Source organism: Paraperlucidibaca wandonensis (assembly GCF_042677145.1).
GTDB lineage: Bacteria > Pseudomonadota > Gammaproteobacteria > Pseudomonadales > Moraxellaceae > Perlucidibaca > Perlucidibaca wandonensis.
This window is the reverse complement of the sequence record NZ_JBHTIT010000001.1, coordinates 1,297,701-1,312,506: the sequence shown is the minus strand read 5'-3', so window position 1 is coordinate 1,312,506 and position 14,806 is coordinate 1,297,701. Positions and strand designations below refer to the sequence as shown.

Sequence of the window (14,806 nt, the reverse complement as noted above, 5' to 3'; positions counted from 1 at the left end):
ATGGCCACTTTAATTATTGCAGAACACGATAGCGCGTCCATCAAAGGCGCAACCTTAAACACAGTGACAGCTGCCGTGAAAATCGGTGGCGATGTGCATGTGTTGGTTGCTGGCCAAGGCTGCCAAGCTGCTGCCGATGCCGCCGCTAAAATTGCTGGCGTGAGCAAAGTTTTATTGGCTGATAACGCTGCTTACGCGCATCAGCTGCCAGAAAACGTGGCGCTGCTGATTGCTGAACTCGGCAAGTCCTATAGCCACGTATTGGCTCCAGCGACTACCAACGGCAAAAATATTCTGCCACGCGTAGCCGCTTTGCTAGATGCATCGCAAATCTCGGAAATCTCAGCAGTTATCTCTGCTGATACTTTCGAGCGTCCTATCTACGCTGGTAACGCCATTGCTACTGTGCAATCGACTGAAGACATCAAAGTCATCACCGTGCGCCCTACAGGCTTTGACGCTGCCGCAGCTGAAGGTGGTTCGGCTGCAGTTGAAGCTGTGGCTTCAGCGCAAGATGCTGGTAAATCAAGCTTCGTTGGCGAAGAGCTAGCTAAGTCGGATCGTCCAGAATTAGCCGGTGCTAAAATCGTCGTTTCTGGCGGTCGTGGCATGGGCAATGGCGAGAACTTCAACTTGCTTTATTCATTGGCCGATAAACTTGGCGCAGCTGTTGGTGCTTCGCGCGCCGCGGTTGATGCTGGCTTTGTGCCTAACGACATGCAAGTCGGTCAGACTGGTAAAGTCGTTGCTCCACAGCTCTACATTGCGGTTGGTATCTCCGGTGCCATCCAGCATTTAGCTGGCATGAAAGACTCGAAAGTTATTGTTGCGATCAACAAAGATGAAGATGCTCCGATTTTCTCCGTTGCCGATTACGGCATCGTGGGCGATCTCTTCGACATCGTGCCGCAGCTCGACAAACTGATTTAATAGCTCGCGCTCATTAGGGCGCTAGCGGTTTGTCAAAAACGGGTCCTAGTGGCCCGTTTTTTATGTCTAGATTTTTTCGAAGAAACTCAACATTTGGTGGTTTTGTTTAGTCGTTGTAGAGTCTACGCATTAATAATAAAAAATGGCATGAGCGATCACATGAACCGTTACGTTTCTAGCTTCTTCCTCATCAGCATAATCAGTGTATTGTCAGCTTGCGGTGGCGATAGCCGCGCCGCATCTGACACTGCCGTGAGCACGCCAGCTGCAACTGATAGCGCCAGCGCTGCGCGTGCTGAGCCATCGATCAATATTCCCCTCACTGACTTACTTCCACCGCTAGTAGCAACCGATCCTGCGTCTGATTATGCCGAGCGTTGTGGTGCTGATGGCCTAATTTGTGTGCGCTGGGTGGAGAGCAAGTTAGCGGAGTGGGAGAAGTTTTTCGGCTGTGATCATCGCGCCGTTTTCCCTACGGTGTATCGTTTGCTAACGAAGCAAACGCGCTTGCAACTAGAAGAAGATCCCAGCGTTTTTGATGACCCTGCAGGCCTTGGCTTTGAGGCGCTGCAGTTCTATGCACTTTACGACGAGATGATCACCGATCATCTGGCAGGTAAGCCGATTGCACCGGCTTGGCAAACGGCTATGGATGCGGCGAATAGTGGCAATTGGAGTGGCGGCCACGATATGTTGCTCGCGATTAATGCTCATGTGCAGCGCGATATGCCATTTGCAGTGGCCAATACCGGCTTAACTCTGCCCAATGGCAAAAGCCGTAAGCGTGATCATGATCGCTTCAATACCGTGCTCAATACAGCCTATCCCATCATCGTGCGAGAAGTTGGACGGCGTTATGATCCGCTGATGACGATTGTGGCAAATCTTGGTTTGCCGGTTAATTTGGTTTCGCAACAATTAGTCGCTGTTTGGCGAGAGGGTGTTTGGCGCAATGCCGAACGACTCTCTGTATCGCAAGAGCCAACTTGGCAATCGTTAACGCATGAGAGCATCGAGTTGCAGGCAAATCTCACTGCAATAGCCATGAAAGTGGGTGAAACACCACAGCGTCGTAGTCTGCGGGATGCCTATTGTGAGGCTGCACTGGTAGAGTAGCCGCCTTGTTTATTTATCGAGGCAGGGCATGTTTTCTTGGTTTGAACGCCGCTTAAATCCTTTTCCTGAGCAACAGCTAACGCAACCACCGCGTGAGCTGTTGGCATTTTGCTTATATTTCACTCGTGGTGCATGGCCGTATTTGCTCATGGGCGCGGCCTTGATGACGCTGGTGGCCATTGCTGAAGTCTGGCTTTTTAGCTTTCTGGGCGACATCGTTAATTGGCTCTCGGTGCAAAGTCGCGATTCTTTTATGGAGGCGCAGCGCTGGCAGCTCATCTCCATGGCCGCCGTGGCTTTGGGCCTGCCGCTATTAGTCACTGCGCATTCGCTGCTGAACCATCAAACCCTGATGGGCAATTACCCGATGCGCATCCGCTGGTTGGTACACCGGTATTTGTTGCGTCAGTCCATGGCGTTTTATCAAGATGAGTTTGCTGGTCGCATCGCCACCAAGCTAATGCAAACCGCACTAGCGGTGCGCGAGTGCGTGATCAAACTGCTCGATGTATTGAACTACATCGTGGTCTATTTCTTGGGCACATTGGTGTTATTTGCTAATGCCGATTGGCGTTTGGCCATTCCGCTAGTTGCCTGGTTGCTATTGTATTTATTGATGCTGAAGTTTTTTGTGCCGCGTATGGGGCGCGTAGCCCAGCTACAGGCCGATGCGCGCTCGCAAATGACGGGGCGTATTGTCGATAGCTACACCAATATTCAGACGGTGAAATTGTTTTCGCACGCCCAGCGTGAGGCGAGCTATGCCCGAGAGGGTATGGGTGAGTTTTTGGTCACGGTCTATGCGCAAATGCGCTTAGTAACATGGTTGAACTTATCGCTCTATAGCCTCAATGCCGCGCTCTTGCTCAGTGTTGGCAGTTTGGCGATTTGGCTATGGCTAGGGGCTGAAATATCGGTTGGTGCGGTGGCCTTGGCCTTAGGTTTGGTGCTGCGCCTATCGGGCATGTCGCAATGGATTATGTGGGAAATAGGATCGCTGTTTGAAAACATCGGCACCGTGAAGGATGGCATTGGCTCAATTTCGGTACCGCAAGTGGTTGAAGATAAGCCTGATGCGGCCGTTTTAAGTGTGCCGCGTGGTGAGATTATTTTTGACAAAATGAGCTTTCATTATGGCCAGCAAAGTGGCGTGATTGCGGATTTGAGCCTGCGCATTGCCGCTGGTGAGAAAGTTGGTTTAGTCGGGCGCTCAGGTGCCGGCAAGTCGACCTTGGTGAATTTGCTGCTGCGTTTCTATGATGTGGCTGGCGGGCGCATTGTCATCGATGGCCAGAATATTGCCGATGTGCAGCAAGACAGCTTGCGCGCACAGATTGGTATGGTTACGCAAGACACGTCATTGCTGCATCGTTCGGTGAGCGAGAACTTGCGCTATGGCCGTCCTGATGCGACACAGGAGATGACCGAGGCGGCGGCGCGTAAGGCGCAGGCGCATGAGTTCATCTTGTTGCTAAAGGATGCCAAGGACCGCACCGGCTATGACGCACATGTAGGCGAGCGTGGGGTGAAGCTTTCGGGCGGCCAACGCCAGCGCGTGGCCATTGCGCGCGTGATGCTGAAAGACGCACCGATCTTAATTCTCGATGAGGCAACGTCGGCGCTGGATTCAGAAGTTGAGGCGGCGATTCAGGAAAATCTGTATCGCTTGATGGAAGGTAAGACTGTGATTGCCATCGCACATAGGCTATCGACCATTGCCGCCATGGATAGGCTGGTGGTGATGGATGCGGGCCGCATCATTGAAGTTGGTACGCACGATGAGCTAGTGGCAGCTGGCGGCCTTTATGCGCAGCTATGGGCGCGCCAGTCCGGTGGTTTTTTAGATCCAGGCGATATCGCTGAGTAAGTAGTTAGGCGAGAGACGTGCCGCATTCCCTCGCCTAACTCAATACTCGTCCCAGAAGGCTTAAGCGTTTTCCAACTCCACCAAACCCTCTTCCAAATACGCCAGCAACTTCTGCATATGCGGTAGCGTGCGCCGACAAGCAATAATGCCAATCTCAAACTTCTCGGCATAGCTCACCACGGTGATATTGGTCGCTTGACCATCCATGGCGATAGAGACCGGATAAATGCCTTCGAGCTTGGCGCCATTCCAGTACATCGTTTCGCGCGGGCCCGGCACATTAGAGATGACGATATTAAACGCCTGCCAAGTTGGCGCGATGCCAGTTGCCATATTGATGCCACTGACGGCCAGTGCGGTGCCAACGTAGTTCATGATTTCCAGCTGGCTCATGTTGGCGAAGCGGTCTTTGCTGTTTTGCACTGAACGCGCAATGGCATCGAGACGCTCGAGCGGATGGCTCAGATGCGTGGCCAAGTTCGCTAACACCATGCCGACTTGGTTGCCGCCATCGGAGTCATCTTTGCGCAAAGACACCGGTACCATCGCTACTAAAGGCTTGTCGGGCAGGGCATTTAAGTCGGTCAAATAACGGCGTAATGCACTCGCGCACATGGCCAAAACAATGTCGTTGAGCGTAGCGTTATGCTTTTTAGCGGTAGCTTTGATGCGTGGTAAGTCCCATGACTGGGCAGCGAATCGACGCGAGGCGCTGATTGGTTGGTTCAAAATCGAACGTGGCGCCTGAAACACCGAGACATAATCGGCATCATTGCCACGAGCCTTAATCGATTTGATGATTTCTTTGGTCACGCGTGGCCAAGTGGCGGCTTGATCACGAATCGCCCCCATAGCTTTACTGGCTTTTGAAATAGGCGCTGTGACATTAGCGACAACGCCTTCTGGCGCAGCTTTTTTTCGTGGCGGCATCGCCCAAAAAGGCACGGTGTCGCGGCAGAGCGGGTCTGGCGACATGCCTTTTTGCAACATGCGCATGCCAGCGACACCATCGATGAGTGCGTGATGAATACGGCTGTAGACGGCGACTCGGCCATCCTCGACACCATCGATAATGTAGATTTCCCACAAGGGCTTGGCGCGATCCATCAGGCCGCTATGCAACTTTGAAACGATGGCTAAAAGCTCACGAATACGACCGGGCTTAGGCAGCGAAATGTGGTGAAAGTGCGCCTCTAAATCGAACTCGGTATCTTCTTCCCAAAAGGGTATGCCGAAGCGCTTAGTGAGCTTTTGGTTGAATGGCGGCTGCGCGCGACGATACGACAATGCCCATTCGGCAAGCTCTTGGGCGTAGTTGGGGCCGGCATCTTCGGGCGGTGAGAGCAGCAATAAGCTGCCAACGTGCATGGGCTGATTGCGGCGCTCTAAGAGCAAAAACATATTATCGGGTGGTGAAAGTGGCGTCATAGTAGCTATCCTTATATCTGCTCAGCTCTTAGAGCTGAATGCGTCCTGCGTGAATATCGGCAAAGGTTTTTTTCGTCAGCGGCACGTAAATATTTTCGCGTGGCAGTAAGAGCCAAACGTCATCGACAGTTTTCGGGTCGAAGCCAGTTTGCTTGAGCTCGACTTTGCGATACTTAAAGGTGCCGGTGGTTTCTTGCTCGGGCTGTATGCGTATGAATACAGGGACGGCGTAGCGTGGTAAGCAGGCAATCAATGTTGCAGCTACTTCCTTGCCATCGAAGCTCATGCCGGGCTTGAGCGTGATGGCTGCCATGCCTGCTCGGCCATCGCAGCCGGGTACAGATACGCCATAGACTGCACCATGCGCGATGCTACTAACGCTGGCCAATGCACCTTCAACTTCGGTGCTGGCGACGTTTTCGCCTTTCCAGCGGAAAGTGTCGCCAACGCGGTCAACAAACTGAATATGGCGCATGCCTTGGTCGCGCACTAAGTCGCCAGTGTTGAAATAGCAGTCGCCTTTTTTGAAGACATCGCGCAGCATTTTTTTCTCACCGGCTTCCGGGTCGGTATAGCCATCGAAAGGTCGGCGTTCACTGACTTCGCTAATCAATAAGCCGACGCCGCCTTTTTTCACTTTGACTAATCGGCCCTTGGTATTGCGCACGGGCTCATCACTGTCAGCGTCAAACTGCACGATGGCGAATGGTAGAGGCGAAAAGCCGGCGGTTTCAGTGACACCAAAGGCATTAATAAAGCCAATGTTGGACTCGCTAGCCCCATAAAATTCGTAAATCCGCTCGATGCCGAAGCGCTGCTGGAACTGCTTCCAGATTTCTGGGCGCAGGCCATTGCCGGTAATCAGGCGAACGTCGTGCATGGTGTCATTGTCGAGCGGATCGCGGTTGAGTAGATAGCGCAGCAGTTCGCCAATATAGGTGAAGCCAGTCGCGCGGTAATGGCGTAGGCGATCCCAGAACTGGCTGGCGCTGAACTTGCGATCGATGGCGAGAGTTGCGCCAGCCGACAGCACACAGCCCCAGGCCACGGTGAGCGCGTTGTTGTGGTAGAACGGCAGGCAGCAATAAAACACGTCATCGCTGCGTAGGCGTAGGGTGGCGTTGCCGACGCCGGCCATCGAGGCGAGCCAGCGGTAATGCGTCATCACCGAGGCTTTTGGTAGGCCGGTCGTACCCGACGTGAAGATAAAGAAGCAGGGCTGGCGGGCTTGCACATGGCGCGTGCTTTCAGGGTTGATGCTGCGGCGACGGCCGGCATCGCGCGCTAAGTCGGTAAAGCCCACGGGGCAGTCGGCGCTTTCACTGGGCGCATGACCTTGGCCTTGCACCCAAAAAAAACCGATATCGGGGCGAGTCTCAAAGCTTAAGCCTGTGCTTTTTAGCGCATCGCTACACTCATCGCTGAGAACCAAAATGCGAGGCTTCACGAGGTCGATGCTATGACGCAAGACATCACCGCGTTGGTTGAAATTGAGCATGCCGGCGACTGCGCCAAGCTTCACCGCAGCAGCGACACAGGCTAGTTGCATGGGGCTATTTTCAGCCAAGATGGCGACGGTATCGCCGCTATGCACGCCATGATGCGAGAAGCTGGCTGCTAGGCGATTGACCCAGCTATTGAACTCAGCATAAGTCCAGCGTCGGTCTTGCCATTGCACCGCAACGCGGTCGGGGGTTTGTCGTGCCCAGCGTTCTAGCACGCGGCCAATGGACATTTCAGATTCGGGCTTGAGTGTGGCTAGGCCAAATAGGCCACGATTAACCGTGAGTAGGTCGGGAATGGCGGCAAAAGCGCCGCGAGCAATATCTCGCAGGCCTACTTTTTTGACATTGGATTCTTTTGAATCCGCCGGCGTTGGGCGCTCTATTGGTGGTGGCATGGCGCGCTCCTTGTTGTTTTTATTGAACCAAGTTTGCCACATCTTGGGCTCGAAGCGCGCGTCTACTTAATGGCCATGCTGACTTTGCCTCAGCTGCTATCTACAGTGATAAGACAGCATGGGCGTCACAGTCGAATCTGCGTGCCCATCTCCACGACGCGATTGCTAGGAATGCTAAAGAAGTCAGTCACCGGCACAGCGTTGCGCGCCATGACGATGTACAGCATTTGCCGCAAGCGGTGCATAGGGTTTTCTTTGTTGGGAATAATGTGTTCGCGCGAAACAAAGAAGCTGGTATCCATAACGTCTAAATTCAGCGAATGATTGCGGCAGAGTGCAAAAATTTGCTCGATGTCAGGCTGCTCTTTAAAGCCGTAGTTCGCCGTGATGAGATAAAAGTGATGACTGATCTCATTGATACTCAGGCGCTCTGAGTCTTCGACAAAGGGCACATCCTTAGTAGCAATACGCAGCACAATATTGCGTTCATGAATGATTTTGTTGTGCTTCATATTATGCAATAGCGCATGCGGCACCTGCTCTAGCGAGCTATTCATAAACACTGCCGTGCCTTGCACAGTCTGCCCAGCAGAAGCACCAATACTATTGACGAATAGTGACAGCGGCATGGTTTCATTATTTAAACGTGTCTGCACGCTGTCGCGACCGCGCTTCCAGGTTGCCATAATGAAAAATGCACTGATGCCAATCAGCACAGGTAGCCAACCACCATGGATGATTTTCAGTGATGTCGATGAGAAGTAGGCGATATCGAGCAGAATAAACGGCACGATTAATAGCGCTGCGAGCTCAGGGCGCCAATGCCAGATTTTAATAGCCACCACGATAAGTAATATGGCATCCAGTGTCATGGTCATGGTCACAGCAATGCCATAGGCCGCCGCCAAGTTTTCTGAGCTTTGGAATGTCATCACAAGGATGCAGACTGCAACAAATAGCAGCCAATTAAAGAAGGGGATGTAGATCTGACCAATTTCTTTATTGGATGTATGGCGCACTTCAAAGCGCGGTAGATAGCCGAGTAGCATGGCTTGTCGGGCGATCGAAAATACGCCTGAAATACAGGCCTGAGATGCCACAACGGTAGCAAGCGTAGCGAAAATAATGAGAGGGTAGAGTGCCCAATCTGGAGCTAATAAAAAGAAGGGATTTTCAATAGCCGCTGGGTTCTCTAAAAGCAGAGCGCCTTGGCCGCAATAGTTGAGCACTAGCGCTGGAAACGCCATATAAAACCAAGCACGGCGTATGGGGCGATGACCGAAGTGGCCCATGTCGGCGTAGATCGCTTCGCCACCGGTAATCGTTAGCACCACGGCACCAAAAATAACCATTGATACGCCGGCATGTTCCTCAATAAACATGACTGCCCAATACGGGTTAATGAGGGTGAGCACTTCCGGCGCATGGCGGATATTTATGGCACCGAGAAAGGCTAGTGTGCCGAACCAAAGCAGCATCACCGGGCCAAAGAAAGCGCCCATCGAGCCAGTGCCATGGCGTTGTAAGGTAAATAGTACGGTAATGACGGCAAGCGTGATGGGAATAATAAAAGGTTCAAAGTCGGGCGAAACGACCTTCAGACCTTCCGCAGCTGAGAGTACGGAAATGGCTGGAGTAATCATGCCGTCGCCTAAAAAGAGTGCGGCACCAAATAAGCCTAAAACAATCATTAATGGTCTAGCCCACGGTCGCTTATAGCGGCCACGCAGCACCAACGCCATCAGCGACATAATGCCGCCTTCACCATTGTTGTTGGCACGCATGAGGAGCGTGATGTACTGAATCGATACCACGAGCGTGAGCGACCAAAACACCATGGATAAAATGCCGATGACGTTGTCATGGGTAATATCAAGTCCGGGCACAACACTGAAGCATTGCTTGATGGCATACAGCGGGCTCGTGCCGATATCACCAAACACCACGCCAAGAGCGCCGATGGTTAAAGCTAACTGACTGGATTTGAGTGTATCGGATGGTGCTGCAGACATATGCTTCCTCAGTGCCAACACGCGATGCAACGGTTGACATGCTACTTAGTCGCGCGAGTCTACCACCGCTAGCTTTGAGAAAAACACTTTGCCATCACCGCAGTCATCCGCTAGCATTGCCGCCCGCAATAGCAGCGTCTATTGCACCCCGGTGAGGTGTCCGAGTGGCTTAAGGAGCACGCCTGGAAAGCGTGTATAGGTTAATAGCCTATCGAGGGTTCGAATCCCTCTCTCACCGCCAAATGATGTACCTAAAGCCCGCCTAGTCAGCGGGCTTTAGCGTTTCTGGAAACCGTGTTTTTTTTCAAATCCCACAATTTTTCCCACCACGCGGCTGCTTGCTTGAATCTGAGCGTTCATGATGTCATTTGGTGGCGTAGAAATTCTGCTTGCCAAAATGAAAGGCTGTTTGCTACAAACTAGCTGTAGCTTTCGCAGGGAATGCGGCCGCACACCACCTTCGTCAGTGTACTGGCTAGGATGTGCCAAACACCTCTTCGCAATGACTCCAAGGATGGACCGCTCTCATTGCACTACGACAACTGAGTGGCGGTAGCCCGCCCAACGCAGCTGTCCAATGGACTAATAACCCCGCGACCATCTTGGTTCAGCACATGCGTATAGATCATGGTGGTGGACACATCGGTGTGGTCCAGCAGCTCCTGTACCGTGCGAATATCGTAGCCACCCATGAGCAAATGAGTCTCAAAACTGTGCCGTAAGGTGTGCAATACCCGCTGCCTACACCGTAAGCGGCGGAGCACTTGCTCTAGCAATGATGGCGGGGCAGGGATGCGGTCTTTTTCTGGGGCTGCTGATGAATGACTTTCCGCTTCCTTGTGGAATCATGTAGTTAAAGCTAGTCACGGTTTCCTAGTTTCGCCAGTCAATTTTGTTATGCAGCGAGATTGTCGCCTACAAAATGGCATGGCATGCTTTACGACACAGGATGTGCGGTATTTGATGGCAAGGAGTGCTGTGTTTAAGTTTCCAAAGCTTTGATGTCTTTGAACTTTCCCCACGCTACCCCGTCTTATGCAGCAGATCAAAATTATTACGCCGCAACCTTGCGGTATAAACTAAGTTAGGCATTTCATGAAAAACTCTGACCATCCGCTCACAATCGATGAGTGCATTGCGTCCTTAGAGCATACGCGCGGCAGCCATGCGCTCGACAAATATGAAGGGCGCGCCTTTCGTTTTCTTATCGAGCGGCTGAGTCAAATCAAGCAAGAGATTGCAACCGGAACAGCAACGAGAAACATAGATCTTAAAGGCATCATTGCCCGCACGGTCGTTGAGCAGAATCCTTCTGTACTTACGCCCGAACTTGGGGGCAAACTTATTGCCATTGAAAAACAATATTACGATCACGGTTAAAATGCCTAACAAGGCGCTGAAGTCGCTCATTTCATTCGCTGGGACCGCGTGCCGCGGCCCCTTAGCTTAATCGTTAGGCTCTCAATCGCATGAACAAGATTTCTCTCACAGTCCCATACATATTTATTCTTCTAGCGGGATCTTCCTACGCGGAAGTAAGTTCTCTTTGTGGCAAAGAAGAGAACGCCGTCTGGTCCTGCCAGACAGGCAAGAAGATTTACTCTCTTTGCGCATCAATGCCCGTCACTGAAACAACGGGGTATGTGCAGTATCGAGCAGGAACCAAGGATAAAATCACATTTAATTTTCCGGCTACTCATCAGCATCCAAAAGGAAATTTTGAGTACGGGCTTCTCCCGCAAGGCGCATTCCTTACCTTCAATAATGGTGGCTATGAATACCGAATTAACGAGCCGCTAATTGGTCAGCCAATCATAATTGTTTCAGGTAAGGACAATACTATTTTGCAGTGCAATGACTCAACACAGTCTTTAACCAATAACGCAACGATAGATCTTTTTAGATCTGCTGGGGTTTTTCAGTGAATGTCCATCAAGAGCCTAACAAGGCGCTCAAGTCGGACAGCCTTCACCGGCGCTGCTTCGCATTATCGCGCCGGTTGCGGTTCCCTACGCAGCTTTGCTGCTCCGGCTGCCGCTTAGCTTGGCGTTAGCTTGCTTAAGGAAGAGTAATGTACCCACCAGCATACCCACACGAGCAATTACAAAATTTATACCCTGGCGTATTTCTGCTGCATGGCAGTATTAAGATGGGCCCCGGTATGAGAATGAACAGAAATATGGTCATTCTACAAAGCGGCTCAGAATTAACATTAATTAATCCAGTTCGCATGAACGAGGAAGGCCTTGCAGCTTTAGATCTACTTGGCAAGGTGAGCAAAATAATCAGACTGGGAGACTTCCACGGTCTTGACGATGAGTTTTACCTAAATAGATACAAATGTGAGTTCTGGGCTCAGCAAGGCCAGGAAACATACAAGTCACCAAGCCCAACAAAAATTATCAACTCAAGCACTACTGGACCTGTCAGCAATTCCGAATTTTTCATTTTTGAAACTGCCATTTTTCCAGAGGCAGCGCTTCTCATCAAAGACCACAAACTATTAATAACTACCGACAGTATTCAATATCATTCTGACTGGAGCTATTTCACATGGTTTACAAAGTTTGCCTTTAAGTTACTAGGCTTCAAAACAGGTCTAAACATTGGAGGGCCTTGGCTGAAGCGCGTAACGCCAAAAGGTGAAACGCTCAAAAAAGATTTTGAGGCTCTTTTAACCCTCGACTTTGAGGCTATTATTGCTGCACATGGCTCACTCACCAGAAGTGGCGCCAAAGAACTACTCAAAACCGAAATGAGTAACGTGTTCACGTAAGCTAACAACTAGTTCAAACCGTTCGCTTCGCTCACTGGGACGGGCTAAAGCCCGCCCCTTAACCAAACGTTATGTGTAAGGCTATCTATGTTCAATAAAAAATATGGTAATGATTTAGCTGAAAAGGTTGCCAACCATTTAGAAATGATTGGTCCTATAAATAACAACCATCGAGATTATTGCGGCACAGGGTTTATTTTCCTAAATGGCAATTACATCTACACTCATTTTCAAGATGGTGAAGCTGACCTTAATAATGAGATTAATGTTCCAGATAAAAGTAGTCGAGGTATAGTTATTTCATTCGATTCCAAAATCGATTTTATAAGTTGGCTTTCTTTACAAACCGACAAAACGCTATCTAGCGCAGAATCTTCTGATGACTGGTACAATAATAATCAGCGTATTACAAAAGAAAGGTTGCTAAATGCGTTGGCAAATAAAAACACATAACAAGCGCGTCAACCTCGCTCACTGCGTTCGCTGGACGGCTGCGCGTGCGTTAGCTTTCAGGATAAGAGTACTATGGATATAGACACAGCAATTTCGGTGATCAACTCTATTGTTGCTTTGATTGTCTCGATTATTGCCCTTGTATACACAGTCAAAACCTACCTCTTAAAATCAGGTGCAAGCGTTCGCGCATCTTTTGGCATGTGCTCAAGCAGTGTGTATTGTGAAGATCAATACGTGACAAGCATCACCCTTGAGAACCTGAAAGATAGAGCGATAGTAATTTTTAAAATATATCTAAAGATTGGGCATAACTACTACTTAGAAGTAGAAGATTTCGGTGATAGCCCGCTAATACTAAAACCGTTTGAAGCCTTTAAAAAAGAGTACGATGCTATTGATCTATACAGTATCAATATGAACAGGATTGATCTCAATAAGATTTTTGACGACAAGAAAGCCAAAAAAAAGATAGTACTCTCGACATCTGACGGAAAGTACGTGGTTAGTTCTTGGATTAAAAATTGGGATCCAGTTTATGACTTCTTTAACAATCATCTTACAGCAGTAATACATCCACGTCGTGCAACGTATAAAGGAAAGGCATATGGAATAAATACTAAGTACATCGTTGATATAAAAACTGAGAGCGGGAAAGAGGAAGTTATCCCGATCTATCCAAGGGACTATGAAATTAAAAAATTCAAAAACTTCCGCTTAACAAAAGAATGCCTAACGTCCAAAGAGAACCTAGAAGAGTATCTTTATGAGCAAGTCGGAGCAGGCATACTTAATTGTTCTGAGATCTCCGTACATGACACTGAATCTTGGTTCAATGAAACCTATGAATCAGAACACAAAAAAACAATTGAAGCTAAGTATTACAATTGGTTTTTCTATAAAATCTTAGGCTCTGTGCTGACTAAGTATAGTAACTACCGCTTAAGACGGAAGAATAAGAAAGCAAAGAAAGCTAACAAATCAATGCAGCCGACCGCTAAAGCGTCGGCTGATTGAGGCGTTAGCCCTCAGAAGGAAACCATGCACAATCTACACATAGCAATCATTTCGATAGTCCTTATGTTTTTCCTTTCGTCTTGTAGCCAAGAGGAATTGAGTGAAAGGTTTATCCCAAAAGAAGAATCCGACTTTGCTGAAGATTACTTATCGAAGTTACGAGGTAGAGACTTTACTTACGTCAAGAGCATCTTGAGCCCAGAAATAGAAGCTCAAATTACCGATGAGCTACTAGAGGAAATGGCAGGATATTTCAGGCAAGGTGAACCATTGTCAGTAAAAATAATTGGTTCGCAGGTCAATGTGTTTAATGGGCAATGGCAAGGTAACTTCACATTCGAATATGAGTTCGAGAGCGGTTGGAATCTCGCCAATACTGCACTGAAGAAAATTGATAACGGCTATGAAGTTATAGGCCTAAACGTATACCAAACTGAAATTTCCCAAAAAGAGCTCAACGCTTTTGGTTTTTCTTCAAAGTCAGGAATGCAGTATTTTGTGCTGTGTGCAGCTGTTTTAGTACCGCTCTTTATTTTATGCACTCTAATTGTATGTATTCGTACGCCTATTGAACGAAAAAAGTGGTTGTGGGTTATCTTTATTCTACTAGGATTTGGCGCTATACAGGTTAATTGGACAAATGGTGTGTATGCTTTTCAATTATTAAGCGTTCAATTGTTAGGCGCTTCTGCAACGGCCAGCGGCGTAGCAGCACCGTGGGTTTTGTCTGCTTCAGTTCCACTAGGAGCTATAGTGTTTTGGCTACGTCGAAAATCACTGATCGAAAGGGCTAACAAGTCAAGTCAGCAGGACGCCAGCGATACTGGCGCCTCTGCTTGAGGCGTTAGGGCTCTTTGGAGGACAACCAGTGTTCTTTACACTTCTGCTCGTTACGCTAGTACTTGCAATCTTTACCGCAGCGATCGTCGCGCGTGCTTTCGCAAAGCCGATAGAAAGCATTCTTCGCCGCATCGTCGCGGACGACATCAGTTACGCCTGGCAGCGATATCTTCAATTCGCAATCGTGGTCGTCGGCGTTTCTGCGGGCGTCCGAATAAATGATTTGGAGCGATACATCACACCGCCGCAATGGGTAAAAGACGCACAGATTATTCAGCTGACCAATGAGCGGTGGGCGTTGGAGCTTTATCGCACCATCATTGAAACGCTACAGGGCATCGCCTGGATGCTTTTGGTGTTCTTCGCATTTGCATTGATTGCTTATGTCATCGTGAGAATCGCAGAAATGAAAAATGGAAACAGCTCTGCAGCTAAAGAGCCCTAAACAGGCGTCGTGGTGAAGCGCC

Annotated in this window: 14 protein-coding genes and 1 tRNA gene; 11 read left to right on the top strand and 4 right to left on the bottom strand. The window is 49.5% G+C overall.

The features are described from left to right. The 3 genes from ACFQ0F_RS06105 to ACFQ0F_RS06095 all read left to right on the top strand — a co-directional run bounded on the left by ACFQ0F_RS06105 (position 1) and on the right by ACFQ0F_RS06095 (position 3,913). Complete coding sequence (locus ACFQ0F_RS06105; RefSeq protein ID WP_379070199.1) at positions 1 to 930, top strand: electron transfer flavoprotein subunit alpha/FixB family protein; 930 nt, start codon at positions 1 to 3, stop codon at positions 928 to 930. A gap of 159 nt (positions 931 to 1,089) precedes the next feature. Beyond that, positions 1,090 to 2,046 (top strand): DUF5995 family protein, encoded by a 957-nt coding sequence (locus tag ACFQ0F_RS06100; RefSeq protein ID WP_379070196.1) that lies wholly within the window; start codon positions 1,090 to 1,092, stop codon positions 2,044 to 2,046. Between the two features lie 28 nt (positions 2,047 to 2,074). After that, entirely contained in the window at positions 2,075 to 3,913 is a 1,839-nt protein-coding gene (locus ACFQ0F_RS06095; RefSeq protein ID WP_379070193.1) for an ABC transporter ATP-binding protein, read from the top strand. Positions 3,914 to 3,973: 60 nt separating this feature from the next. On the opposite strand, the gene ACFQ0F_RS06090 is transcribed toward ACFQ0F_RS06095, so the two are convergent. From ACFQ0F_RS06090 to ACFQ0F_RS06080, 3 genes are all read right to left on the bottom strand, one after another. Further along, positions 3,974 to 5,341 carry a WS/DGAT/MGAT family O-acyltransferase gene (locus ACFQ0F_RS06090; protein WP_379070190.1) on the bottom strand — a complete coding sequence of 456 codons (1,368 nt, stop codon included), beginning with the start codon at positions 5,339 to 5,341 and terminating at the stop codon, positions 3,974 to 3,976. Between the two features lie 28 nt (positions 5,342 to 5,369). Next, positions 5,370 to 7,241 carry a long-chain-acyl-CoA synthetase gene (locus ACFQ0F_RS06085; RefSeq protein WP_379070187.1) on the bottom strand — a complete coding sequence of 624 codons (1,872 nt, stop codon included), beginning with the start codon at positions 7,239 to 7,241 and terminating at the stop codon, positions 5,370 to 5,372. Between the two features lie 125 nt (positions 7,242 to 7,366). After that, a complete protein-coding gene (locus tag ACFQ0F_RS06080) occupies positions 7,367 to 9,253 on the bottom strand; it encodes a potassium transporter Kup (RefSeq protein ID WP_340675027.1) in 1,887 nt (628 codons plus the stop codon). 150 nt (positions 9,254 to 9,403) lie between these two features. Here ACFQ0F_RS06080 and ACFQ0F_RS06075 point away from each other — a divergent pair. Next, positions 9,404 to 9,494 (top strand) — tRNA-Ser (locus tag ACFQ0F_RS06075). Positions 9,495 to 9,786: 292 nt separating this feature from the next. Here ACFQ0F_RS06075 and ACFQ0F_RS06070 read toward each other — a convergent pair. Further along, positions 9,787 to 10,017 carry a tyrosine-type recombinase/integrase gene (locus ACFQ0F_RS06070; RefSeq protein ID WP_449304927.1) on the bottom strand — a complete coding sequence of 77 codons (231 nt, stop codon included), beginning with the start codon at positions 10,015 to 10,017 and terminating at the stop codon, positions 9,787 to 9,789. Between the two features lie 331 nt (positions 10,018 to 10,348). Between ACFQ0F_RS06070 and ACFQ0F_RS06065 the strand changes: the two genes are divergently transcribed. The 7 genes from ACFQ0F_RS06065 to ACFQ0F_RS06035 all read left to right on the top strand — a co-directional run bounded on the left by ACFQ0F_RS06065 (position 10,349) and on the right by ACFQ0F_RS06035 (position 14,784). Next, positions 10,349 to 10,633: a hypothetical protein gene (locus ACFQ0F_RS06065; RefSeq protein WP_379070184.1), complete on the top strand. Its 285-nt coding sequence runs from the start codon at positions 10,349 to 10,351 to the stop codon at positions 10,631 to 10,633. A gap of 89 nt (positions 10,634 to 10,722) precedes the next feature. After that, on the top strand, positions 10,723 to 11,178 hold the full coding sequence (locus ACFQ0F_RS06060; RefSeq protein WP_379070181.1) for a hypothetical protein: 456 nt from the start codon (positions 10,723 to 10,725) through the stop codon (positions 11,176 to 11,178). 254 nt (positions 11,179 to 11,432) lie between these two features. Then, positions 11,433 to 12,029: a hypothetical protein gene (locus ACFQ0F_RS06055; RefSeq protein WP_379070178.1), complete on the top strand. Its 597-nt coding sequence runs from the start codon at positions 11,433 to 11,435 to the stop codon at positions 12,027 to 12,029. Between the two features lie 87 nt (positions 12,030 to 12,116). Continuing rightward, positions 12,117 to 12,482 (top strand): hypothetical protein, encoded by a 366-nt coding sequence (locus tag ACFQ0F_RS06050; RefSeq protein WP_379070175.1) that lies wholly within the window; start codon positions 12,117 to 12,119, stop codon positions 12,480 to 12,482. Positions 12,483 to 12,554: 72 nt separating this feature from the next. Then, the gene (locus tag ACFQ0F_RS06045) at positions 12,555 to 13,499 is read left to right on the top strand and encodes a hypothetical protein (protein ID WP_379070172.1); all 945 of its coding nucleotides are present in this window, start codon (positions 12,555 to 12,557) and stop codon (positions 13,497 to 13,499) included. Positions 13,500 to 13,523: 24 nt separating this feature from the next. Further along, the gene (locus ACFQ0F_RS06040) at positions 13,524 to 14,339 is read left to right on the top strand and encodes a hypothetical protein (RefSeq protein WP_379070169.1); all 816 of its coding nucleotides are present in this window, start codon (positions 13,524 to 13,526) and stop codon (positions 14,337 to 14,339) included. A 28-nt stretch (positions 14,340 to 14,367) separates the two neighbouring features. After that, positions 14,368 to 14,784, top strand: coding sequence for a hypothetical protein (locus ACFQ0F_RS06035; protein ID WP_379070166.1), 417 nt, complete (start codon positions 14,368 to 14,370; stop codon positions 14,782 to 14,784). Positions 14,785 to 14,806: the final 22 nt, after the last annotated feature.